Source organism: Gemmiger qucibialis (assembly GCF_027689445.1).
Lineage (GTDB): Bacteria > Bacillota > Clostridia > Oscillospirales > Ruminococcaceae > Gemmiger > Gemmiger qucibialis.
In genome coordinates this window covers 1-23304 of record NZ_JAQFEN010000012.1, presented here as the reverse complement: position 1 = coordinate 23304, position 23304 = coordinate 1, and the positions used below count along the sequence as shown (strand labels likewise).

Here is a 23304-nt window from a genome sequence, read left to right as displayed (position 1 = left end):
AATCGGATTTGCCATTTTTATCTCCCCATCATGTGTTTGTGCGGGTGGGCCGCACAAAGAATGCGCACGACACGCCGCAGCAGCTAGGCCGCTGCGGCACTGCCGTTACAGCGCTCCGGCCTGGCGCAGTACCTGTGCCAGGCGGTGTACGGGCAGACCCATAATATTGTAATAACATCCCACAATGCCGCTGCACCACAGCGCAGCATGGCCCTGGATGGCGTAAGCCCCGGCTTTGTCATACGGTTCCGGGGTGCGCGCATAGGCAAGCAGGTCACTTTCCTCAATGGGCGCAAACTGTACGCGGGTGGTTTCGGTGGCAAGGTACGCCTTGCCGCCATGTACCACGCATAGCCCGGTATGTACTTTGTGCTCCCGGCCAGAGAGAGCGTGCAGCATCCGCACGGCGTCTTCCTCGCCGGAAGGCTTGCCGAACACAGCGCCGTCACAGTCCACCACGGTATCACAGCCGATCACGGTATCATCAGGGTGCTGCTGCGCCACGGCCAGGGCTTTGGCTTCTGCCAGGGCCTGGGCCAGCTGGGCAGGCGTTGCGGCGGTAATGCGGCTCTCGTCCACATCACTGGGGGCAACGGTGTAATTGAGCGTGATCAGCGCCATCAGCTCCCGCCGCCGCGGGCTGCCGGAGGCTAAAATCAAGGACATAATGGGATGTTCCTTTCGTAACAGATTCTACCGCACCACCGCGGCGAAACAAAGGGAAAAGAGGAAGTTAGGAGGTAGGAAGTAGGAGTTAGGAGTTAAATGTGCTTTTGAAGGTTTGCAACAAAGAATAAAATAAATTGTAGGGAACGGTCTTGACCGTTCCGAAACCAAAGGATTTATCTGACAAAAGGCCAATCATCCTAAACCTGCGGAACGGTCAAGACTGTTCCCTACAGGTATCTTTTTTTGCACACAGCCAGACTTTACAGGTTATCTGCGGCCCCAAAAACTCTTAACTCCTAACTCCTCCCGCCTAACTCTCAACTATTTTCCCGTCGATCCAAACCCGCCTTCACCGCGTTCGGTTTCGTTCAGGGTGGCGGCGGGCACAAAGGCGGCCTGCCACACGGGGGCAATGCACAGCTGGGCCACGCGCTCACCGGGGGCGATGGTGTAAGGCTCGGTGCCAAGGTTGATCATGGGCACTTTCAGCTCGCCGCGGTAATCGCTGTCCACAACGCCAACGCCGTTGGCCATGCACAGCCCGTGCTTGATGGAAAGTCCGCTGCGGGCATACACCAATGCCACGCACCCGGCATCCGGCAGCTCAATGGCAAGGCCGGTAGGCACCAGCACCCGCTGCATGGGGGCAATGGTCAACGGCTCTTCCAGCGCGGCGCACAAATCAGCCGCCGCCGCCCCCGCCGTTGCATATGCCGGCACCTTAGCCAGCGGGGAAAGAACGGAATATTTGACGATTTTTTGTTCCATAGTACGTTGGGGTGAGTTAGGAGTTAGGAGTTAGGAGTTATCTCAATTAGGAATTAGGAATTAGCAATGAGCAATTAGAAATTACGATGCCCCCCGTAGGGGCGCATGATTGCAAATTCCATTATGGCATATATGGCAATGTTTCGGAACGGTCAAGACCGTTCCCTACAGAGCAAAACCTTAGGCCATGCTTTAACTCCTAACTCCTACTTCCTCACTCCTAAGGCAACACCGCACAATTCCCGCCTTGCGGCTTAAGCACCGCTTCGGCGGCTGCGGCACGGCATCTGCGTTGCCAAAATGCTCGATAATACATCCAGTATTATCTGCGCTTTTGGCTTAGCATCTGCCGCACCTCGCTCGCCGTATCGGCACTTAGAATTATGCGGTATTGCCCTAACTTACCCTTCCTCCGATATTATGATTTAGTTATTCGTATAATATAGCCCTCTTGTAAACTCGCCGTCAAAGGGCTGCTGATGGAAAAGATGGGTCAGGACCTCTTCCACGCGGTCGGCAGGTTCCAGGGTGAACGCGGCCACGGCAAGGTCCACCGGCATTTCGGTCAGGCGGTCCCCCATATAAAGTGGTACAGGGTTAAACACGGTGCGCATTCCGGCGCTGCCGGGGGCGGAGCACCGCACCGGGAAATCTCGCCCTTTGCGGTCCCGCAGTTTGCCCTTGTGGGTGCAGCCCGCGCAGCTGGTGCGTACATTGCGCAGCGGGCAGGCGCGGGTCAGCATCAGGGGCAGGTGGCCATAGCACAGGGCAGCGGTGGGCACCGGGGTGCCGTCTTTCTGCCGGGGTGCTACAGCACGCATGGCGGTCAGGGCGGTTTCAGGCTGCACCAGCAGGCCACGGGCACCCAGGCACACATACTCTGCCGCAGACATTGGGTTGGTTACATTCAGCCCCAGCCCGCCGAACACCGGCAGGGGAGAGGCATACCCAAACTGCGCCAGATTGTTTGCAACCACACCCGCAAAGCCGGAACCTTCCAGCGCAGCCAGGCGGCGCATGGTATCCGGTTCCACAGTGCCGAAAGCAGCGCGGGGCAGCTCCAGCAGCGTTTTGCAGCGCAAGGGCTGCGGCACAGCGTCCACTTCCCGGATGGGCAGGATCAGATAGCGCAGCTTGGCCAGGTATTCGGCACCGGGCAGCTGGGCAGCGGTTTCAAAACGGGCGGCCAGCTGGGGTATCATGCCTACTTCGTGCTCGGCGTATTCCGGCAGGGTGATTTCCTTTGTGGCCAGGGGCGCAGGTTCACTGCGCTTTTGCAGCAGCTTGTCCAGCGCTTCGCGGCGCATCTCATTCCAGGCGGAGCCGGGTAAAAATCCGGGGCCGCCCTCGCCGCAGGCAAACTCAACCCCGGCGCAGGTGAACGGCGTACCGCCGGTTTTGCCCAGGGCACGCTCAATGCCGGGGGCGGGGTCTTTCTGTGCGGGCTGCGGTTCATCGGCGCTGTACACATTGACACGGCTGCCGTTGTCGTCGAAAGCTGTCAGCTTGATGCCGCCGTCCTCCACACCGCCGCTGACGCAGAAATGCACCGGAATGCGTTCCAGTTCGCGGCGGAACAGCTCGCGGGCTTTCGGCGTGGCGGCGCGCGTAGCGGCTGCATCGGCTTCGGTGCGCACGCCAAACATGGTGCCGTCATTGCGACCTACCAGATAGGCATCACTGAAGCCGGAGCGGGAGAAAATATCCCGCAGCAGCGCTTCATCATAGGGCTGCCCAGCGCGGGCTGCGCGGCAGGCCGTTACCGCAGCGGCGGCATATTCCGGCGTGCGCAGGCGGCCTTCAATTTTAATGCTGGCAACCCCGGCGGCTTTCAGCTGGGCCATGTGGGGCACAAGGTCCATGTCTTTCAGGCTCAGGTGGCAGGCTTTGCCCGGCTGGCCGGGGCGCAGGCCGTTGGTAGCATCAAACGGCAGGCGGCAGGGACCCGCGCAGGCACCGCGATTGCCGCTGCGCCCGCCCAGGAACGCGCTCATCATGCACTGGCCGCTCATGGACATGCACATCGCGCCGTGTACAAACACTTCGCATTCGATCGGGCTTGCCTTTACCACGGCTTCGATCTCCGCCAGGCTCAGCTCACGGGCCAGAATGGCGCGGGAATACCCCAGCTTTGCCAGCATCTTGGCGCCCTCTGCGGTGTGGATGCTCATCTGGGTAGAGCCGTGCAGGCGCAGGCCAGGCGCAATGCTGCGCACCAGCTGCGCGGTGGCAAGGTCATCCACAATCACGGCATCCGCCCCGGCGGCGGCAACAGCGCGCACGGCATCGGCCAGGCCGCCCAGCTCGGCGGCGTAAACCAGCGTGTTCAGGGTCACATGCACCGCAACCCCGCGGGCATGACAAAAACAGACGGCCTCGCGCAGGACATCAGGGTCAAAGTTCCCAGCGCTGCGCCGCGCATTGTAGCCATCCAGCCCAAGATATACGGCGTCAGCCCCGGCAAACACCGCAGCCCGCAGCATATCAGCATTGCCGGCGGGGGCCAGGATCTCCGGGCGCTGTAAAACAGTCTGTTCCATCAGGCTTCGCTCGTCAGGGAACGGCGGTGCAGGTCGTCCACCTTTTTGCGCAGGGCGGCGTTTTCGCGGCGCAGCTCCTCGGCAGCCATCTTGGCGGAGGCGGCATCCTCCAGATAGTCTTTGATCTGGCGGCGCATATTATCCGCGCTGCCGCTGGCCTTTTCCAGCTCATCGCGGTAGTTCAGCGCGGTCATGATGGCAGCGGTGGTGATGGAAACCGAATTGGAAGAGCTCATCAGCTCATTCATATCAAGATTCAGGCGCTCGGCCAGATTCTGCATGTAATCTTCACTTTCGTTGGTCGAGATTACATAGCTCGAACCGCAGATGGTCAGACGTACTTTGTTAGCCATAGTTGGGGTCTCCTTTGTTTCAGTTGATGGTGTTTTTATCAGGAACACCCTGCACTTTTGTCGCCAAAAGCGGGACGGAAAGGGGCTTCTGCGCGGCAAAACCGCCCACCAGCCCCCGCAGCGCAGGGAAAATGCTTAAAATTATACCCTTATATTATAGTATAAAATGCCCGTAAGAAAAAGCCCCTTTTGTGTAAAATTGAAAAAATTGACGCGTGTGGGAAAAAAGCCTTGCACATATCGCCAATTTTGACTATAATGCTTAAGGTAAGTATTTTTATTGATTTTGAAAAATCAGTATAATCCCAGAGGATTCTGGTATAGATAAGCCGTAAGGAGAGGGATACTTTTGATGAAACTTACTAAAAAAGAATTTGAAAAAATTCTCAAAGACAAGGTCGTCAGCGAATGCGGCGTCACGTTGGACGTTGCTTCCGCCGAGCAGATCTACCGCTGCATGGCAATGATCGTTCGTCAGATCATGTCTGACCGCCAGAAGCAGTTCCAGGCCAAGACCCTGGGCGAAGGCAAAAAACAGGTCTATTACCTCTGCATGGAGTTCCTGATGGGCCGCAGCCTGCGCACCAGCCTGTTCAACCTGGGCCTGAACGAAGTTGCCGAGCAGGTTCTGGCTGACGCCGATATCAAGATCGACACCATTTATGAGCAGGAGCCTGATGCAGGCCTCGGCAACGGCGGCCTGGGCCGTCTGGCTGCCTGCTACCTGGATGGCATGGCTACCGACTGCATCCCCGGCACCGGCTACTCTATTTTGTATGAGTACGGCATCTTCAAGCAGAAGATCGTGGACGGCTGGCAGCAGGAAACCGCTGACAACTGGCTGCCCGGCGGCCAGGTGTGGATCAAATCCCACCCCGACCAGGCACAGGAAATCCGCTTTGACGGCCAGGCTATCGAGACCTGGGAGGGCGGTTTCCACCATGTCAAGTACGAAAACTACAACTCTGTCATTGCTGTTCCCAACGATATGTACGTTGCCGGTTACGGCACGCAGGGCGTTTCCAAGCTGCGCCTGTGGCAGGCCAAGGCACCCAGCTTTGATATGAGCAGCTTCAACGCCGGCAACTATAACACCGCTATCAGCCAGTCTGCTTCCGCAGAGCTGATCTCCAAGATCCTGTACCCCAACGATAACCACACCGAGGGCAAGATCCTTCGCCTGCGCCAGCAGTACTTCTTCAGCGCTGCTTCCGTTGCCGATATCCTGGGCAACCACCTGAACCAGTACGGTACCCTGGAAAACCTGCCGGATAAGATCGCCATCCAGCTGAACGATACCCACCCGACCATTGCCATCCCCGAAATGATGCGCATTTTGCTGGATGAGTGCAGCTATGAATGGGATGCAGCTTTCGACATCTGCCGCAAGGTCTTTGCTTACACCAACCACACTGTCATGAGCGAGGCTCTGGAAAAGTGGAACGTGGATATCTTCCGCTCCACCCTGCCGCGTATCTGGCAGATCGTGCAGGAAATGGACCGCCGCTGCCGTGCTGACCTGGAGAAAGCCTTCCCCGGCGACCAGGGCAAGATCAACTACATGGCAATCATTGGCGACAACCAGGTCCGCATGGCCAACATCTGCGCCTACACCTGCCATTCCATCAACGGCGTTTCCAAGCTGCACAGCGAGATCATCAAGGACAGCGTGTTCCATGATTACTTCCTGTACAAGCCGAAAGCATTCAAGAACGTTACCAACGGTATTGCTTACCGCCGCTGGCTGCTGGCTGCCAACCCCGGCCTGACCAAGCTGCTGGAAGATTCCATCGGCCCCGGCTTCAAGCAGGATGCTTCCGAACTGAAGAAGTTCGAGAAATTTGCTGACGATTCCGCCATGCTGGATAAGCTGGCCGCCGTCAAGCGCGCCAACAAGGTGAACTTTGCCAACTATCTGGAAAAGGCCACCGGCCAGGTCATTGACCCGGATTCTATCTTTGACTGCCAGGTCAAGCGCATGCACGAGTACAAGCGCCAGCACCTGAACGCCATGAACATTGCCGCTGAGTACCTGTACCTGAAGGCAAACCCGAACGCTGACTTTGTGCCCAAGACCTATATCTTCGGCGCCAAGGCTGCCCCCGGCTACTACATGGCCAAGCAGATGATCCGCATGATCTGCAAGCTGGGCAAGCTGATTGACAACGATCCCGCTGTTAAAGATAAGCTGCGCATTGTCTACCTGGAAGACTACTGTGTCTCCCTGTCTGAACGCCTGATGCCCGCTTCCGAAGTGTCCGAGCAGATCTCTCTGGCCGGCACCGAGGCTTCCGGCACCGGCAACATGAAGTTCATGCTGAACGGCGCAATCACCTTGGGCACCCTGGACGGCGCGAACGTGGAAATCGCCGATGCCGCCGGTAAGGACAACGAGATCATCTTTGGTATGCTGACCCCCGAAGTCAACGCACTGAAAGGCATGGGCTACCATCCGCAGGCATTCATCTCTGATGATAATGTTGCCATGGCAGTTCTGGATATGCTGGAAAAGGGCTGGAACGGCGAGAACTTCAGCGAGGTTACCAACAACCTGCGCAACTCTGACCCGTACATGGTCCTGGCTGACTTCAAGGATTACCGCCGTGCCCAGCACACCGTGCAGGAACTGTACAAGCAGAAGCAGACCTGGAACCGTATGAGCCTGATGAACATCTCCAACGCCGGCATCTTCTCCGCCGACCGTTCCATCATGGATTACGCCCGCGATATCTGGGGCGCTACCCCGGTTAAATAATCTGCCCAAAGCAGAGCTTTAACCGCAGTGCGGGCGCGTGTGCAGCTGTGAACGTACACGCGCTGCCCGTACAATAAAATAAACGAACAGCCGCGATCCCGGCAGCCGACTTGAATTTGCCGGCGCCAGTGGGTCACGGCTGTTTTTGTACACTTGTTCAATGTAAGGATTGATTTGTTTGCCTGAACAACCAACGCATACTTTTTTTAACTCCCGCTGTGCGGAGTATAAAACACCGTTTGGCGCAGTTCCGGCGGGGCAGACCGTGACCTGGCGGTTGACTGTGCCGGAAAGACTGGGCTATGTGGACCCACACCTGGTGCTGACCAAAGACCGCGAAGACCCCGTGCATTACCGCATGGATTTTGACGGCCAGACCCCCGGCGTAAACCATTTTGTGTTCCAGCTGGCCCCCACCACATCAGGATTGTATTTTTACCACTTTGACCTGTACACGGATTTCCGCAAGATTTATCGCACCGCCAACGGGGAAGGTGAGCTGACCTGGGTGAATGGCCTGGATTGGCAGCTGACGGTGTACGAGCCGGACTTCAAGACCCCGGACTGGATCAAAGACGGTACGATGTACCAGATCTTCCCGGACCGCTTTTATGAGGGCGTACCCAACAAGCCGCTGCCCTTTGCGGACCGCATTTACCGTCCGGATAAAACCGGCGAGCCATATTTTTGGCCCAATGAGCAGAGCGATGGCTACCTGAACATGGACTATTACGGCGGCGATTTTGCGGGCATCCAGCAAAAGCTGCCTTACCTGGAAGAGCTGGGCGTTACCTGCATTTACCTGAACCCCATTTTTGAGGCTCACGCCAACCACCGCTACAATACGGCCAACTACCTGAAAGCCGATCCACTGCTGGGCACCAACGAGGATTTTGCCGCCCTGTGCGCCGAGGCCAAAAAACACGGCATCCGCATTATTCTGGATGGCGTGTTCAGCCACACCGGTTCGGATTCGCTCTATTTTAACCGCGAAGGCCGCTATGGCCCCGGCGGCGCTTACCGTGACCGCAATTCGCCTTACCGCAGTTGGTATGACTTCGATTCCGGTTATGTCGGCGGCTACCGCAGCTGGTGGGGCTTTGAGACCCTGCCCGAAGTGGAGGAGGAGGACCCCTCTTACGGCAACTTTGTCTGCGGCAAGGGTGGCGTGATTGATACATGGCTGGGGCTGGGGGCTTCCGGCTTCCGGCTGGATGTGGCGGATGAACTGCCTGATGATTTTATCGAAAAGATCCGTGCCGCCGTCAAAGCCCACGGCGAGGACAAGCTGCTCATCGGCGAAGTGTGGGAGGACGCCACCACCAAGGAAGCGTTCGACCACCGCCGCACCTACCTGCGCGGCCATGGGCTGGATGCCACCATGAACTACCCGTTCCGCAATGCAGCTGTGGCTTTTGCCCGCGGCGAGGATGCCAGCGCGGTGGGGGAGCAGATCATGTCCATCTGCGAAAACTATCCCAAACCGGCGCTGGACTGTGCAATGAACTTCCTTTCCACCCACGATACCGAGCGCGGTATTACCGCCATTGCAGGCGAACCCGCCAATGGCCGCGACCGCTACTGGCAGAGCAAGCGGATGATCCCCGGCGACCGCATTGATGATGCCCTGCGCCGCGTGCTGCTGGCTTACGCCATGCTGTACACCCTGCCCGGCGTGCCCTGCGTGTATTATGGCGATGAGATCGGGATGCAGGGCTACCGCGACCCGTTCAACCGCGCGTATTTTGACTGGAATTCCACCGAGCGCCGCCTGCGCGTGCCGCTGAGCAACCTGGCCCGCCTGCGCCGCAGCTGCGATGCTTTTGACGGCGGCAGCATGGAGCTGGTGGAAGCCAGCGCCGATGTGCTGCACTACCGCCGCGTGGGTAAGGAGCAGTCCGCGGAGATTATCCTGAACAACGGCCCGCACCTGATTGTCCGCACCGCCTTTGGCAAGCAGACCGAAGTAAACCCCGGCGGCTTTACCATCCTGGTAGAAGATAACCAGCCGCAGCATGTGGGGTATTTTAAGTACTACTGATTTGATGGGCAGGCGCTTACTGGGCGAAAGCGAACGGAATTGCAGAATTAGCAATTAGGAATGAGTAATTAGAAATTGTAGGAAAAAGCCACGGCTTTGCGTTTGATGCAGGGCCGCGGCTTTTGGTTTTATTCGATTAAAGGGATGGAGTAGAAGGCAGGGGAGCGGGACGGAACTTTTTGCTGGCAACCAGCAGCAGGGTCAGGATGGCAATAGCAGACCATGCGCCGGTGAGGTAGAGGAACCAGTTGCTGATATCCAGAAAAACAGCTCCGGCGGCGGTGAAAAGCAGATTGTACAGCTCAACGACTGCAATATACCCGGCGCTGAAACAGAACAGCCGCGCAAACAACCGCGGAAGAAGCTTTGGTGCCCGGAACACAAACCGGAAAAACATCAAAATACCGATGCAGAAAAAGCAGAGGAACTTGAGGTAAGCGTGCGGGTCATACCCCTGCAGGCAATGCAGAATGTTCAGCGGCGAAAAATCCCAGCAGACCTCCTTGCCCGTTAGGCCGAAGCGGTAGTTCGTAAACCCGACACTGTGGTACAGCTGCCCGCCAAGGAACCAGACCCGCATAAAGCGCAGGTCATTGTAAAAACATACCCCCGCCGCCAGCAGAAAGTCAAAGATCAGATTATAAATTTTGTGAGATTTTTCCATGGCAAATGACCACCTTTCCCATGTAAAGCAGTAAATAAAACATACAGAAACGGACACAACAAGTAAAAGAAACAGTTACTATATAGATGCTAGCATACCACCTGCTGTATGTCAATAAAAAATCTGAATAATATTCCCTTGACGGAATACAGCAAAATATATAAAAAGACCGATGCAGCAAATAGTTCCGGCGGATGAGGGGCGACCTTTCTGTGAAAAGCGAAAACTCCGCCCAATTTGTAGGGAACGGTCAAGACCGTTCCCTACAAAACAATTTTGAGTGCCATCCAAAACGAAAAGACCCACTGCACGCCATAATCCCGTGCAGTGGGCCTTGTTTATATTCTATCTGTAATTTATTATTTTAAAGTTCCTTCTTTTCAAAGAAAAAACAACAACCCCCGTAACAAAACTCAGCCCAGGCTGATGCCCATGGAGCGGGCAACGTTGAGCATATCGCAGTCATCGGGCACGCCACGGGTCTTGCCGGCGATGTCTACCAGCGGGTTGGCGGTAACATGGTTGTTCACCATAGCAACGGTCACGCCAAAATGGTCGTCCGCCACCAGGCGTGCGGCATAGGTGCCAAACTGGGTGGCCAGCACGCGGTCATAGGCGCTGGGGCTGCCGCCGCGCTGCATATGGCCCGGCACACAGATGCGGGTCTCGGCACCGGTCAGCTCCTCCACCTGCTTGGCAATGCGGTTGGTGGCGGTGGTGTAACCGGCAGCGGCGCGCTTGGCGGTCCATTCTTTGCGCTTCATCTTGGATTCCTCGGTGGAAAGCGCACCTTCGGCAACCGCCAGGATGGAGAAGTTCTTGCCGGCCTTCTGGCGGCGCATAACAGCTTCGGCCACCTTCTTGATGTCATAGGGGTGCTCCGGAATCAGGATGATGTCCGCACCGCCTGCAATGCCGGAATACAGCGTCAGCCAGCCGGCCTTGTTGCCCATGACCTCAATGCACATTACGCGGCTGTGGCTGCCCGCAGTGGTGTGGATGCGGTCAATAACGTCAGTGGCAATGTCCACAGCGGTATGGAAACCGAAAGTAACATCGGTGCCAAAAATATCATTGTCGATCGTTTTGGGCAGGCCGATGATGTTCAGACCCTCCTGGCTGAGCAGGTTTGCCGTTTTGTGGGTGCCGTTGCCGCCCAGGCAGAGCAGGCAGTCCAGCTTGGCGTCCTTGTAAGTCTTTTTCATAGCGGCAACCTTGTCAACCTTGTCATCGCCCACAACGCGCATCATCTTGAACGGGGTGCGCTTGGTGCCAAGAATCGTGCCGCCTACCGTCAAAATGCCGGAAAACTCATCCGGTGCCATGACGCGGTAGTTGCCGTTGATCAAGCCGTCATAACCGTTCAGAATGCCAATGATTTCCACCTTGTCGCCCATGCGCTGATACAGCGCTTTGGCCACGCCGCGGATGGTTGCGTTCAGGCCGGGGCAGTCACCGCCGGATGTCAAAATACCAACACGCATCTTCATAGAAACCTCCCTGTCAGGCCGGTGCCGCTGGCGGCACGCGTACCGCGTTGTTGCACAATGCCGGGCAATGTGCATACAATTTGCATATTCTATCTTTTACAATACGCCACGCAGGCGGTTTTGTCAATGCGGTGCGGGGGAGGAGCAGGGGGAAATTTTTGTAACCATTCCAAAACCGGGCAGAGAGGGTGCAGATGCCGGATTTTTTACATGTTTAACAAAAAAATCACAAAGATAAAGCGTTTCTTGTGTTTGATGCAGGCATATGGTATAATAAAACTGCAAAAGAGTACCTTCTCTTTTGGTCCGCAGATCACCTTGCAACAAGGAGATATAGATATGAAAAAGCGTGTAACGTTTTTGGCAGCTCTGCTGGTTGCGGCATGCTTTGGTGCAACCGTGGCGATGGCAGAAGGCAGCGCCAAAGTAACCGCCCAAAGCGGCCTGAATATGCGCCAGGGCCCCGGCATCAATTATAATGTGGTGACGGTATTGAGTAACGGCGCAACCGTGAATGTTGTTACCCCCGATGACGGCAATGGCTGGACTTATGTGACCAGCGGCAAAAATGCGGGCTGGGTGGCAACCAAGTATCTCAGCGGCAGCGCCGCCACCACGCAGGCACCGTCCTGGCGCGGCAGCGCCGTCAACTGCACCGTTAAAAGCGATGCGAACATCCGCCGCGGCCCCGGTACGGACTTTGGCGTGCTGGGCGTTGTGCCCGCAGGCTTTACCGTCAGTGTGGACAGCTACCAGGATGGCTGGGCCAGTGTGACCTGGGGGGATGTTTCCGGCTACATTGCAACCAAGCTGCTCAACGGCCTGCCTGCCGCCAACGGCGGTACCTCCACGGCCAGCAACTCCACCAGCGGCCGCTACGAGGGTGCGGATGTGACCTGCACCCTGAACAGCGACGCCAACCTGCGCAGCGGCCCCGCCACCAGCTATGAGGTGCTGACCGCCGTTCCCGCGGGCTTTACCGTTACGGTACACAGCTATGCCAACGGCTGGTCCTGCGTGACCTGGGGTGATACCACCGGTTACATTTCCAACAGCCTGATCAACGGCCTGCCCACCGCCAACGGCGGCAAGGGCGGCAGTTCTTCCGGCAGCACTGCCGGTACCAGCTGGTACGGCGGCCATGATTATTCCAACGTGTACGACTACAGCTATTACCGCAGCCAGAACGCTGATCTGCGCGCCGCGTTTGGCAATGATGCCAACGCCTACCTGCAGCACTTTGTGAACTATGGTATGGCGGAGGGCCGCCAGGGCCGCGCCAGCTTTAACGTATATACTTACCGGGATGAACACCCCGAACTGTGGGAAAAGTTTGGTGATAACCTGCGCGGCTACTACCTGTGGGCGTGCGGGATCCCGCAGTAAAAAAAATTAAGGCAACACCGCACAATTCCCGCCTGACGGCTTAAGCACCGCTCCGGCGGCTGCGGCACGGCATCTGCGTTGCCAAAATGCTCGATAATACATCCAGTATTATCTGCGCTTTTGGCTTAGCAGCTGCCGCACCTCGCTCGCCGTATCGGCACTTAGAATTATGCGGTATTGCCTAACCAATCAGGAGGTGTCAAGATGACATTTCTGTTTTGGGCAGCAGCCATTGTGGTGTTTGCCATTGCGGAAGCTGCTACCACGGCGCTGGTTTCCATCTGGTTTGCCGTTGGTGCAGCGGCGGCCATGGTGGCCAGTATCTTTACCGCATCGCTGGGCGCTCAGTGCGCCGTGTTTGCCGTGGTGTCCGCCGTAACGCTGGCCGTTATGCTGCCGCTGCTGGCAAAGCGCCGCACCATGCGCCAGCCGCCCATTACCAACGGTTCGCCGCTTACCATCGGCAGCCGCGGCATTGTTCTGCGGGAAATCCCGCAGGGGGATATCGGCCGCGTGCGTGTGGATGGGCTGGATTGGCAGGCCCGCACGGTGGACGGCACTCCGCTGCCAAAAGATGCACGCTGCGAAGTAAAAAACGTGGACGGCGCGGTACTGATCGTATCCGCTGTTCCCGTACCGGCTGCGGCACAGCCCGCAGAACAACTGCACTAAGGCAGCCTGCCAAAGTGCCCCGTATTGTTTGAGGAGGCCCCTAATGTTACTGGTTATTGCTATCCTGCTGGTCCTTGTGCTGATCGGCATCGCCCGCTGCATTGTCATTGTGCCCCAGTCCAACGCCTATGTTACCGAGTGGCTTGGCGTGTATAAGGATACCTGGGGTGCCGGCCTGCACCTGCGCACTCCCTTTGTGGAGCGTGTGTCCCGCAAGGTCAGCCTGAAAGAAGAAGCCGCAGACTTCCCCCCGCAGCCCGTTATCACCCGCGACAACGTTACCATGATGATCGATACCGTTGTGTTCTTCCAGGTGTTTGATGCCAAGCTGTTTGCTTACGGTGTCAACCGCCCCATCCAGGCCATCGAGAACCTTTCTGCTACCACGCTGCGCGATATCATCGGTTCTATGTCCCTGGACGAAACGCTGACCAGCCGCGATCTGATCAACACCAAGATCACCGCCAGCCTGGACGAAGCGACCGACCGCTGGGGCATTAAGGTAAACCGCGTGGAGCTGAAAAATATTGAGCCCCCGGCAGAGATCCGCCAGGCCATGGAAAAGCAGATGAAGGCCGACCGTGAAAAGCGCGCTTCCATCCTGCTGGCGGAAGGTGAAAAGCAGGCAGCCATCACCCGCGCCGAAGGCGAAAAGGAAAGCGCCATCCTGCGCGCCGAAGCCGTAAAGCAGCAGCGCATCCGGGAAGCTGAAGGCGAAGCCCAGGCCCTGCTGATGGTGCAGAAAGCCAAAGCGGACTCTATCCGCCTGATCAACGAAGCCGCCCCCAGCCAGAACATGCTTGCCCTGCGCAGCATGGAAGCTATGGAAAAAGTGGCTGACGGCCAGGCCACCAAGATCATCGTCCCCTCCGAAATGCAAAACCTCGCCGCAACCGTGGCAGCGATTAAGGAAAGCTAAGCTCAATTAGGAGTTAGGGCAATACCGCATAATTCTAAGTGCCGATACGGCGAGCGAGGTGCGGCAGATGCTAAGCCAAAAGCGCAGATAATACTGGATGTCTTATCGAGCATTTTGGCAACGCAGATGCCGTGCCGCAGCCGTCGGAGCGGTGCTTAAGCCGTAAGGCGGGAATTGTGCGGTGTTGCCTTAGGAGTTAAACGGCGGTTTGAATGTCCGCCGCAAGCCTATAAAATAATTGTAGGGAACGGTTTTGACCGTTCCGTTGCCTTGAAATCGTATCCCATTATGGGTAATAATTTCAGGGTTTCGGAACGGTCAAGACCGTTCCCTACATTTTTGTTTTAATATTCAGACAGAACTTTTTGGCATCTGCGGCCCAAAAAACTCCTAACTCCTACCTCTCCATCCATTCCCTCATCGCATCCATCTGGTTTCGGGCATCCTGGCGGCCGAGCTCATATTGTGCATTCAGAACTTCGATGTCGTGTTCCATACGGCCAACATGCAGTAACTTGCTGGGGCGAATCAAAAAAACATCGCCCTGTTTGGCGGCCTGTTCTACAGCGCACACTTCGGTGTTGTACATCTGGTCGCGGCTGCGCATGGCCTCCACAAAGGCGGGATACTTGCGGTACATAGCTTCAAACGGGGCCATGGCGGCGGGCTGTTTCAGGTATCCGGCGGGCTGGGTCAGCACTACAATGCTTTTGCGGCAGCCGAAATCTTTCATTTTGGCATAGGGGATGCTGTCGCTCACGCCGCCATCCAGATAGAGATTGCCGTTCCACTCCACCATTTTGGAGCACAGCGGCATGGACGCTCCCGCGCGAATCACATCCATCTTGCTGCCAACTTTCAGCTCGTCGCACAGGATATACTCCGGCTTGCCGGTGCGCACATTGGTTACGGTGACATAAAAATCAACGGGGGCTTTTTCAAAAGCAGCTTCGTTAAAGGGATCCAACCGCAAGGGGATATCCTCATAGCAGAACTTGGTGCCCACCACATCGCCGGTGGTCAGCAGAGAATACAGGCCCATAAAGTGCTTATCACTGCGGTATTTGCGGTAATAGCGGATGCTGCGCCCTTTTTGCCCGGCTACATAGCTGCACCCGTGCAGCGCACCGGCCGAAACCCCCACCACAACGTCCGGCATGATACCGGCTTCCAGGAAAACATCCAGCACACCGGCGGTGTAAATGCCGCGCATGGCACCGCCTTCCAGCACAAGGCCAAGGCGCTGGCCGAATGGTGTATTTGTTGCCATATCTTCATTCACCTCGTATCATCGTGATTCGTGATCGTTAGAAGGGCAGTGCCGCGGCACAGTCCTCGTCCGTATAAACGGCAATTCCGTTTTGTTCCAGCAGCTCGGCGGCTACACCGCTGCCGGGAATTTTTTTGCCGCTGAAAGTGCCGTCATAAACCGTGCCGTGGCCGCAGCTGGGGCTGTTGGCTTTCAGCACGGCTACCCGGCAGCCCGTCAACCTTGCCAGCTGCAGGGCAATTTCGGCACCTTTGCGGTACTGGGCGGTCACGTCGGCCCCGGCAGCCGTCACCACGCGGGAACCGATGCGCTCCGCAGGCGTGCGCGGTGTGGGTAAACCGCCGTACACTTCGGGGCAGACGGGCACCAGCTCATGCCCGGCAGCCTGCAAAGCCGCTACCAGGGCCGGGCGGGCGTTATCGCCGCCGGAATATTTGCACGCAACGCCAAGCAGGCAGGTGCTGATGAGAACTTTCATGCCGGACACCACTTTCAGATAAAAATTGCGGGATGTTTAGAATATAAGGCAATACCGCATAATTCTAAGTGCCGCAGCCGCCGGAGCGGTGCTTAAGCCGTTAGGCGGGAATTGTGCGGTGTTGCCATAAACATCATAAACAGGTTTTTATTATATCATAAACTTTTTGCCCGGCGCATACAATTTGCTTTGAATTTGAACAAAGGGGGCAAACTGTATGAGAAACCAAAACCGCATTACCCCGGCGCAGGCCCGGCAGCTGATGCAGCAGCGGGCCATTTTGTGGGATGTGCGCACCCCGGCGGAGTATGCCGCGGGGCATATCCCCAGTGCGCGCAATGTTCCGTTGGACCGGCTGGAAGAGGAGCTGCCGAACCTGTCGTCCAACGGACACCCGGTCATTGTCTGCTGCCGCAGCGGGCAGCGCAGCGCCATAGCGGCGGAGCTGCTGGCCCAGGCGGGGCGGCAGGTGTACGACCTTGGCTCTATCAACTGCTGGGATGGCCCGCTGACACGGTAATAAGGAGAAGCCCATGAAGCGCTGGTACAACCGAAAGCCCGAAACGATGCAGGATTGGCTGCTGCTGTTTGCGGTGGCTGCCGCGCTGCTGGCTGCGGTGTGGTATCTGCCCGCCATCGCGGCTGCGTTGCGGGTGCTGCTGGGGCTGGCAACGCCCTTTGCGGGCGGTTTGGCGCTGGCCTATGTGCTGGATATCCCCGCCCGCTGGTTTGCCATCCACCTGTTCGGAGGGCGGCGCGGGCCGGGTATCCTGCTGGCGTATCTGGCACTTTTTGGCACAGTTGCGGCACTGGTGGGGCTGGTTGTACCGCAGCTGGTGCAAAGCGTGGGCAGCTTTGCCGCGGCTCTGCCCGGCTACCTGGAAAACGCGCAGGCGTTGCTGGAGCTGGTGCAGGCAAACTATGGGGTGGATACCACCAGCCTGAGTGAACTGCTGCTGAATTCCGGCAGCAGCGTGGAAAGCTTCCTTTCCGGCCTGGCCCCGCAGTTGGCCCAGGCGGCCATGGGGGCGGCGGGGCAGGTGGTGAATGGTTTTCTGGCGTTGGCGGCCTCGGTGTACCTGCTGTGCGGCAAGGCGGAACTGCTGCATACTGCCCGCCTGGCCCTGCGCACTGCGCTGCCGCCGCGCACCGCGGGTAACGTGCTGGGCGTGTTTGCCATGGCCAACAAAACGTTCAGCGGCTACATTGGCGGACAGCTGGTGGATGCTGTATTGGTTGGCGGCGAAACGTTTGTGTTAATGCTTTTGCTCGGCATCCCGTATGCGCCGCTGATCAGCGTGGTGGTGGCTGTTACCAACATTGTGCCCATGCTGGGGCCTTATCTGGGGGCGGTACCGGGGGCAGCGCTGCTGCTGTTCAGCGGCCAGCCGGTGCATGCGCTGGAATTTTTGGTCATTGTTCTGGTGGTGCAGCAGGTGGACGGAAACTTTATTGCGCCGCGCATTCTGGGCAGCGCCACGGGCATTTCCGGCCTGTGGGTGCTGGCGGCTATTGTGGTGGGCGGCGGACTGTTCGGCATTCCGGGCATGGTCATCGGGGTGCCGGTACTGGGGGTGGCGGCCAACCTTGCCAAAGCGGCCCTGCCCAGGGAACCGGATGGGGAAAAAACAAAACCGGGCGGGGAAACATAGCGCGGAACCAGTGCAACATATTTCACCACACTGTTTGCATAATGTTAAGATTTTGCCCCTTGAAAAGCCGCCGTTAGATGTTACAATTAAACTGTAAGAGTTTGTGCCGCCGGTGGCGGTCAAGTAGGGGCAGAACAGTTTTTGCAGGCTGGCAGAGCCCCTTATGTCAGGAGAATGTGTATGAATGAGCAGAACGACCATATTTGGATGCACAAAAAACCGGAAACGGTTTTTGACTGGCTGGCGATCATTGCCATCAGCATTGCGCTGTACCTGATGCTGGGGCACCTGAATGTGTTTGCCGGCGGCATTGCCAAGTTCTTGGATGTTGTGGCCCCCTTTGCCAGCGGCATTGTAATTGCCTATGTGCTGGACTGTATTGTGCGCCCGGTGCAGCGGTATGTGATGAAAGAGAACTCCAAGCTGCGCTGGCTTTCCATCCTGATTGCCTATATTGTTGCGGCGCTGATTATTACGCTGTTGGTTTCCATGGTGGTGCCGCAGGTCGTTTCCAGCATTACCATGTTGTTCACCAACCTGCCGCTGTACATATCCAATGTGCAGAACCTGCTGGATATGCTGCAAAACCGTTATGGCCTTGATTTGAGCCGGGCAACCGAAATGCTGGATAATTACGAAAGCATGATGAACAGCCTGACTGAAGTGCTCAAATCCTCGGCACCGCAGATCATGGCGTATGTTTCCGGTGTGGCATCCAACGTGGTGGATATTTTTACTGCACTGGCTTCCAGCGTGTACATGCTGGCCGAAAAAGACAAGCTGCTGCGCCAGCTGCGCACCATGGTGCACGCGTTTTTCCCGCCGTATATTGCAGATACCGTGCTGGAAACCTGCAGCTTTGCCAACAACAATTTTGAAGGCTTTTTTGGCGGCAAGATCATTGATTCTGCCATCATTGGCGTGCTGACTTTTGGCTGCTGCACCATTTTTGGCATCGAGTTTGCCCCGCTGATCGCGGTCGTGGTTGGCATTACCAACATCATCCCGGTGTTTGGCCCCTTCATCGGCGCAATCCCCTGTTTGCTGATTCTGGTGTTCGTCAACCCGTTTGATGCTCTCAAGTTCCTGATTCTGATTATTGCCATCCAGCAGGTGGACGGCAATATCATCGGCCCCAAAATTTTGGGTAAGTCCATCGGCGTATCGGCCCTGTGGGTGCTGGTGGCCATCGTGATCGGCGGCGATTTGCTGGGGGTTGTGGGCATGGTCGTCGGCGTGCCTACTTTTGCCACATTCTATGGCCTGCTGCGCCAGTTTACCGCCTGGTGCCTGGAGCGCCGCGGCATTGATGCCGAAGGAAACCCGCGGGCGAAGCAGGCAGAACCCGCACAGCCGTTAAATGAAAACCAAGTTCAGCCCCGGAATGAAACCGAAAATCAGCCCGTTGCCGTGCAGCATTAAACCATAAATAAACAGCAGCCCCGCCGGAACGCACCCCCGGCGGGGCTGCTGCTTTGCTGCACGGGGGAGTAAAACAGTAAAAAAAGTTCTTGACAACCTTTGTGGATGGTGCTATTCTTTAGCTGTTAAAAGCATTGATCGGGAAAAGTACCATCCAATAGCTGCACAGAGAGCCGGGCCATGAGCTGAAAGCCCGGACAGGGAAGGGATGCGAAAGAACACCCGTTAGCTGCAAACCCAAAGCGGGCATTCCCCGCAAGTAAGGGCGCCGCACCGCCGCGCGTTAAAACGGCAGCGTTTCAAAGGTGAACGTGTACGGAAAAAGTGACCGTATGCCATTATTCGGGCTGCGGTAATTTAGGTGGCACCGCGGATCAAGACAGCGATTCGTCCTAATACAAGGACGAAGTGGGCTGTCTTTTTTTGTTACCATTTCGCAGGGAAGAAATACTGGTGTAAATGGAAAAAGGAGTGTTACCAAATGTGCTGTGTATTAGGGTATGCCGGACATGATCTGTCCAAAGAAAAATTTACCGAATTGTTGATGCGTACTGCTTCCCGCGGGCCGGATGACCAGCGTGTGGCAGAAACTGAGTTTGGCCTGCTGGGCTTTGGCCGTTTGGCTATTATGGGTCTGACCCCGGAAGGCATGCAGCCCTTCTTCCGCGGCAACGACTGTGTTGTCTGCAACGGCGAACTGTATGGCTTCCGCCCGGTCAAAAAAGAGCTGGAAGCTGATGGCTACACCTTTGAGTCGGATTCTGACTGCGAGATCATCCTGCCGCTGTATTACAAGTACGGCCTGGATATGTTCAATCATCTGGATGCCGAGTTCGCCATGATTTTGTACGACAGCCGCAAAAAATGGCTGATCGCTGCGCGTGACCCCATCGGTATCCGCCCGCTGTTCTATGGTTATAGCGAATCCGGCCACATCGCCTTTGCTTCCGAGGCCAAGAACCTGATCGGCCTGTGCAAAAAGATCTATCCGTTCCCCATCGGCAGCTATTACTGCAACGGCAAGTTTGTGCGCTACTGCGATATTGCCGATACCCCCACTTACAACACCGATGATATGGACACCACCCTGACCAAGATCCGCGAAAAGCTGGTGGCCGGTGTGGATAAGCGGTTGGACGCCGACACTCCGGTGGGCTTCCTGCTTTCCGGCGGCCTGGATTCCAGCCTGGTGTGTGCCATTGCCGCCAAAAAGCTGGGCAAGCCCATCCGCACCTTTGCCATTGGCATGAGCGAGGACGCCATTGACCTGAAGTACGCCAAGCAGGTGGCGGATTACCTGCACGCCGACCACACCGAGGTCATCATCAACAAGGAAATTGTGCTGAACGCGCTGGAAGAAGTTATCGCCATGCTGGGCACCTGGGATATCACCACCATCCGTGCTTCGGTTGGCATGTATCTGGTGTGCAAGTACATCCATGAGCACACCGATATCCGTGTGCTGCTGACCGGCGAAATTTCGGATGAGCTGTTCGGTTACAAGTACACTGACTTCGCCCCCTCCGCCCACGAGTTCCAGGCAGAAAGCCAGAAGCGCATCCGTGAGCTGTTCATGTACGATGTGCTGCGCGCAGACCGTTCCATCAGCGTCAACAGCCTGGAAGCCCGCGTGCCGTTCGGTGATCTGGATTTTGTCAAATATGTCATGTCCATTGACCCGGCCCGCAAGATGAACATTTACAACAAGGGCAAGTACCTGCTGCGCAAAGCCTTTGAGGGCGACTGGCTGCCGGAAAGCATCCTTTGGCGTGAAAAGGCAGCATTCTCGGACGCCGTGGGACATTCCATGGTGGATGACATCAAGGAGTATGCCGAGAGCTATTACACCGACCGTGAGTTTGCCGAAAAGAGCGGCAAGTATGCCTACTGCCGCCCCTTTACCAAGGAAAGCCTGCTCTACCGTGAAATTTTTGAAAAGTATTACCCCGGCCAGGCAGAGATGATCGTGGATTACTGGATGCCCAACAAGGCATGGCCCAACTGCGCCGTCAACGATCCCAGCGCCCGCGTGCTGAAAAACTACGGCGATTCCGGTAAATAATTTTACGAGGGCTTTGTGTTCCTTCTTTGAAAAGAAGGAACTGAAGAAACTTTAATAATATAGGGCAATACCGCATAATTCTAAGTGCCGATACGGCGAGCGAGGTGCGGCAGATGCCAAGCCAAAAGCGCAGATAATACTGGATGCTGCAAAGGTGAGCGCCGCCAGTGGCGGAAACAGCGAACCGAAGCAGGGGCAGCGGTCGCAGAGTGCGAGGGGCTTTTGCCCCCGAAGCACGATGCGGCTACCGCAACCCGACATTATCGAGCATTTTGGCAACGCAGATGCCGTGCCGCAGCCGCCGGAGCGGTGCTTAAGCCGTCAGGCGGGAATTGTGCGGTGTTGCCATAGAATTCACACCCCCGCCGTGGATGCACAACTCCGCGGCGGGGGTGCGTTCAATACGCTGCCACTTGCCCCAAACCGGGGGATAGGCTATAATGAAGGGACCAAAAAAAAGGAGCATTTTTGCATGAACATCCGTCCCGCGCAGCCGGGTGATTTGCCCGCGCTGCTTGAAATATTTGCCCATGCCCGCGCTTTTATGGCACAGACCGGCAACCCCACCCAGTGGCCCGCTACCTACCCCGGCGCAGAGCTGATGCAGCAGCAGATCGCCCGCGGCGTCTGCTATGTTCTGGAGGGTAATGCCCGCCTGGAGGCAACGTTCTGTTACATTCCCGGCCCGGAACCGACTTATGCCGAAATCTATGATGGTGGCTGGCCGGATGATGCTCCCTATGCCACCATCCACCGCATGGCATCGGCCGGGCGGGTGCATGGGGCGGCGGCAATCTGCTTTGCCTGGTGCGCGGCCCGCGGCCTGCCCCTGCGCGCCGATACCCACGCGGACAACAAAGTAATGCAGCACCTGCTGGAGAAAAATGGCTTTGTGCGCTGCGGCAATATTACACTGGCGGATGGAACTTCCCGCATTGCCTACCATTGCACTGTGCCGCCGCGCGGGGGCAAACAACAAACTGCTGCCCAGGCCGCCGCAGCGCTGGCCCAGGCAGCCAAAGCTCTGCCCAAACCAGCCGACGGCCCGCTGCTGGTTGCATTGGATGGCCGCTGCGCCGCGGGCAAAACCACCATTGCCGCCCAGATGGCCCGGCAATACGGCTGGGGTGTGGTGCACTTGGATGACTTCTTTTTGCAGCCAATCCAGCGCACCCCCCAGCGCATGGCGGAGCCCGGCGGCAACCTGGACCGCGAACGCTTGATTGCCGAGGTGCTGGAACCCCTGCGCGCCGGGCAGCAGGGGAGCTACCGCCTGTTTGACTGCCGCACGATGGCGCTTGTCCCCGGCACTGTACCGCTGCCCCAGACGCCGATCATTTTGTTGGAAGGTTCCTATTCCTGCCACCCGGACCTGTGGAATTACTGCGCCTTGCACGCCTTTGTGGATGTGGAGCCTGCCGAGCAGCTGCGCCGCCTTGCCGCGCGCGTCCCGGAAAAGCTGGAAGACTTCAAAACCAGATGGATCCCCAAAGAGGAAACCTATTTTGCACATTTCCAGATCCCGGAACGGTGCGAGGTGAAGGTATAATTACGGCACGTTTTGTAAGACCCTGCCGGCCTATAAAATGCTGTCAGGGGGGGATGCCCTTATCTCGCCACGAAAAATCATAAATGGTTTGCTGTGCACCTAAAAAATATTTGCAGGGGACGATGCTTGCATCGCCCCGGAGTGTTTGTCCGGTGAGGAACATTTGAAAGAATGCGTTGCTTATTTTGGGCGGCGGGCGCACACTGTGCGCCCCTACGGGTGGCATACACATCCCAATATAATATAAGGCAACACCGCACAATTCCCGCCTTACGGCTTAAGCACCGCTCCGGCGGCTGCGGCACGGCATCTGCGTTGCCAAAATGCTCGATAATGTCGGGTTGCGGTACCCGCATCGTGCTTCGGGGGCAAAAGCCCCTCGCACTCTGCGACCGCTGCCCCTGCTTCGGTTCGCTGTTTCCGCCACTGGCGGCGCTCACCTTTGCAGCATCCAGTATTATCTGCGCTTTTGGCTTAGCATCTGCCGCGCCTCGCTCGCCGTATCGGCACTTAGAATTATGCGGTATTGCCATAATAAAACCAAAAATCCCGGCACGATTTTCATTCTGAAGTGACCCCAAAAAGCTAGACAATATTTTGAAGTAAAAATTGTT

18 protein-coding genes and 1 other annotated feature are annotated in these 23304 nt (G+C 56.9%); of the genes, 10 read left to right on the top strand and 8 right to left on the bottom strand.

Annotated elements, in window-relative coordinates:
• Nucleotides 1-105 precede the first annotated feature (105 nt).
• The 4 genes from PG062_RS13255 to PG062_RS13240 all read right to left on the bottom strand — a co-directional run bounded on the left by PG062_RS13255 (nucleotide 106) and on the right by PG062_RS13240 (nucleotide 4330).
• On the bottom strand, nucleotides 106-666 hold the full coding sequence (locus PG062_RS13255; RefSeq protein WP_270752606.1) for a Maf family protein: 561 nt from the start codon (nucleotides 664-666) through the stop codon (nucleotides 106-108).
• 324 nt (nucleotides 667-990) lie between these two features.
• A complete protein-coding gene (dut, locus tag PG062_RS13250; RefSeq protein WP_114000519.1) occupies nucleotides 991-1437 on the bottom strand; it encodes a dUTP diphosphatase in 447 nt (148 codons plus the stop codon).
• Between the two features lie 425 nt (nucleotides 1438-1862).
• Nucleotides 1863-3977 (bottom strand): U32 family peptidase, encoded by a 2115-nt coding sequence (locus PG062_RS13245; protein ID WP_270752605.1) that lies wholly within the window; start codon nucleotides 3975-3977, stop codon nucleotides 1863-1865.
• On the bottom strand, nucleotides 3977-4330 hold the full coding sequence (locus tag PG062_RS13240) for a cell division protein ZapA (protein WP_114000517.1): 354 nt from the start codon (nucleotides 4328-4330) through the stop codon (nucleotides 3977-3979). The genes PG062_RS13245 and PG062_RS13240 overlap by 1 nt, the downstream gene beginning before the upstream one ends.
• 352 nt (nucleotides 4331-4682) lie before the next feature.
• On the opposite strand from PG062_RS13240, the gene PG062_RS13235 reads away from it, so the two are divergent.
• Together PG062_RS13235 and PG062_RS13230 are read left to right on the top strand one after the other, a co-directional pair.
• A complete protein-coding gene (locus PG062_RS13235; RefSeq protein ID WP_270752604.1) occupies nucleotides 4683-7085 on the top strand; it encodes a glycogen/starch/alpha-glucan phosphorylase in 2403 nt (800 codons plus the stop codon).
• 178 nt (nucleotides 7086-7263) lie between these two features.
• A complete protein-coding gene (locus PG062_RS13230) occupies nucleotides 7264-9126 on the top strand; it encodes an alpha-amylase family glycosyl hydrolase (protein WP_333559426.1) in 1863 nt (620 codons plus the stop codon).
• 136 nt (nucleotides 9127-9262) lie between these two features.
• On the opposite strand, the gene PG062_RS13225 is transcribed toward PG062_RS13230, so the two are convergent.
• The gene (locus PG062_RS13225) at nucleotides 9263-9790 is read right to left on the bottom strand and encodes a hypothetical protein (RefSeq protein ID WP_270752603.1); all 528 of its coding nucleotides are present in this window, start codon (nucleotides 9788-9790) and stop codon (nucleotides 9263-9265) included.
• A gap of 413 nt (nucleotides 9791-10203) precedes the next feature.
• Entirely contained in the window at nucleotides 10204-11280 is a 1077-nt protein-coding gene (locus tag PG062_RS13220; RefSeq protein WP_114001108.1) for a 6-phosphofructokinase, read from the bottom strand.
• Nucleotides 11281-11619: 339 nt separating this feature from the next.
• Here PG062_RS13220 and PG062_RS13215 point away from each other — a divergent pair, with 339 nt between their 5' ends.
• The 3 genes from PG062_RS13215 to PG062_RS13205 all read left to right on the top strand — a co-directional run bounded on the left by PG062_RS13215 (nucleotide 11620) and on the right by PG062_RS13205 (nucleotide 14257).
• Nucleotides 11620-12666: an SH3 domain-containing protein gene (locus PG062_RS13215; protein ID WP_270752602.1), complete on the top strand. Its 1047-nt coding sequence runs from the start codon at nucleotides 11620-11622 to the stop codon at nucleotides 12664-12666.
• A gap of 204 nt (nucleotides 12667-12870) precedes the next feature.
• Entirely contained in the window at nucleotides 12871-13338 is a 468-nt protein-coding gene (locus PG062_RS13210; RefSeq protein ID WP_270752601.1) for an NfeD family protein, read from the top strand.
• A gap of 43 nt (nucleotides 13339-13381) precedes the next feature.
• Nucleotides 13382-14257: an SPFH domain-containing protein gene (locus tag PG062_RS13205; protein WP_114001105.1), complete on the top strand. Its 876-nt coding sequence runs from the start codon at nucleotides 13382-13384 to the stop codon at nucleotides 14255-14257.
• 397 nt (nucleotides 14258-14654) lie between these two features.
• Here the strand turns inward: PG062_RS13205 and PG062_RS13200 are convergent, their stop codons facing one another.
• Nucleotides 14655-15527, bottom strand: coding sequence for a patatin-like phospholipase family protein (locus PG062_RS13200; protein ID WP_270752600.1), 873 nt, complete (start codon nucleotides 15525-15527; stop codon nucleotides 14655-14657).
• A gap of 37 nt (nucleotides 15528-15564) precedes the next feature.
• Nucleotides 15565-16005, bottom strand: a complete 441-nt coding sequence (locus PG062_RS13195; protein ID WP_270752599.1) for a 2-thiouracil desulfurase family protein — start codon at nucleotides 16003-16005, stop codon at nucleotides 15565-15567.
• A gap of 217 nt (nucleotides 16006-16222) precedes the next feature.
• Between PG062_RS13195 and PG062_RS13190 the strand changes: the two genes are divergently transcribed.
• From PG062_RS13190 to PG062_RS13170, 5 genes are all read left to right on the top strand, one after another.
• A complete protein-coding gene (locus PG062_RS13190) occupies nucleotides 16223-16525 on the top strand; it encodes a rhodanese-like domain-containing protein (RefSeq protein ID WP_270752598.1) in 303 nt (100 codons plus the stop codon).
• Nucleotides 16526-16538: 13 nt separating this feature from the next.
• Nucleotides 16539-17657: an AI-2E family transporter gene (locus tag PG062_RS13185; RefSeq protein WP_270752597.1), complete on the top strand. Its 1119-nt coding sequence runs from the start codon at nucleotides 16539-16541 to the stop codon at nucleotides 17655-17657.
• Nucleotides 17658-17837: 180 nt separating this feature from the next.
• Entirely contained in the window at nucleotides 17838-19079 is a 1242-nt protein-coding gene (locus PG062_RS13180; RefSeq protein ID WP_270752596.1) for an AI-2E family transporter, read from the top strand.
• Between the two features lie 125 nt (nucleotides 19080-19204).
• Nucleotides 19205-19477: a binding site (T-box leader), on the top strand.
• Nucleotides 19478-19560: 83 nt separating this feature from the next.
• A complete protein-coding gene (asnB, locus tag PG062_RS13175) occupies nucleotides 19561-21141 on the top strand; it encodes an asparagine synthase B (RefSeq protein WP_270752595.1) in 1581 nt (526 codons plus the stop codon).
• Nucleotides 21142-21613: 472 nt separating this feature from the next.
• On the top strand, nucleotides 21614-22690 hold the full coding sequence (locus PG062_RS13170) for a hypothetical protein (RefSeq protein WP_270752594.1): 1077 nt from the start codon (nucleotides 21614-21616) through the stop codon (nucleotides 22688-22690).
• Nucleotides 22691-23304: the final 614 nt, after the last annotated feature.

Coding starts and splice junctions, on each gene's coding strand:
- PG062_RS13255 (WP_270752606.1), bottom strand. CDS start 666: ATGTCCTTGATTTTAGCCTCCGGCAGCCCGCGGCGGCGGGAGCTGATG.
- dut (WP_114000519.1), bottom strand. CDS start 1,437: ATGGAACAAAAAATCGTCAAATATTCCGTTCTTTCCCCGCTGGCTAAG.
- PG062_RS13245 (WP_270752605.1), bottom strand. CDS start 3,977: ATGGAACAGACTGTTTTACAGCGCCCGGAGATCCTGGCCCCCGCCGGC.
- PG062_RS13240 (WP_114000517.1), bottom strand. CDS start 4,330: ATGGCTAACAAAGTACGTCTGACCATCTGCGGTTCGAGCTATGTAATC.
- PG062_RS13235 (WP_270752604.1), top strand. CDS start 4,683: ATGAAACTTACTAAAAAAGAATTTGAAAAAATTCTCAAAGACAAGGTC.
- PG062_RS13225 (WP_270752603.1), bottom strand. CDS start 9,790: ATGGAAAAATCTCACAAAATTTATAATCTGATCTTTGACTTTCTGCTG.
- PG062_RS13220 (WP_114001108.1), bottom strand. CDS start 11,280: ATGAAGATGCGTGTTGGTATTTTGACATCCGGCGGTGACTGCCCCGGC.
- PG062_RS13215 (WP_270752602.1), top strand. CDS start 11,620: ATGAAAAAGCGTGTAACGTTTTTGGCAGCTCTGCTGGTTGCGGCATGC.
- PG062_RS13210 (WP_270752601.1), top strand. CDS start 12,871: ATGACATTTCTGTTTTGGGCAGCAGCCATTGTGGTGTTTGCCATTGCG.
- PG062_RS13205 (WP_114001105.1), top strand. CDS start 13,382: ATGTTACTGGTTATTGCTATCCTGCTGGTCCTTGTGCTGATCGGCATC.
- PG062_RS13200 (WP_270752600.1), bottom strand. CDS start 15,527: ATGGCAACAAATACACCATTCGGCCAGCGCCTTGGCCTTGTGCTGGAA.
- PG062_RS13195 (WP_270752599.1), bottom strand. CDS start 16,005: ATGAAAGTTCTCATCAGCACCTGCCTGCTTGGCGTTGCGTGCAAATAT.
- PG062_RS13190 (WP_270752598.1), top strand. CDS start 16,223: ATGAGAAACCAAAACCGCATTACCCCGGCGCAGGCCCGGCAGCTGATG.
- PG062_RS13185 (WP_270752597.1), top strand. CDS start 16,539: ATGAAGCGCTGGTACAACCGAAAGCCCGAAACGATGCAGGATTGGCTG.
- PG062_RS13180 (WP_270752596.1), top strand. CDS start 17,838: ATGAATGAGCAGAACGACCATATTTGGATGCACAAAAAACCGGAAACG.
- asnB (WP_270752595.1), top strand. CDS start 19,561: ATGTGCTGTGTATTAGGGTATGCCGGACATGATCTGTCCAAAGAAAAA.
- PG062_RS13170 (WP_270752594.1), top strand. CDS start 21,614: ATGAACATCCGTCCCGCGCAGCCGGGTGATTTGCCCGCGCTGCTTGAA.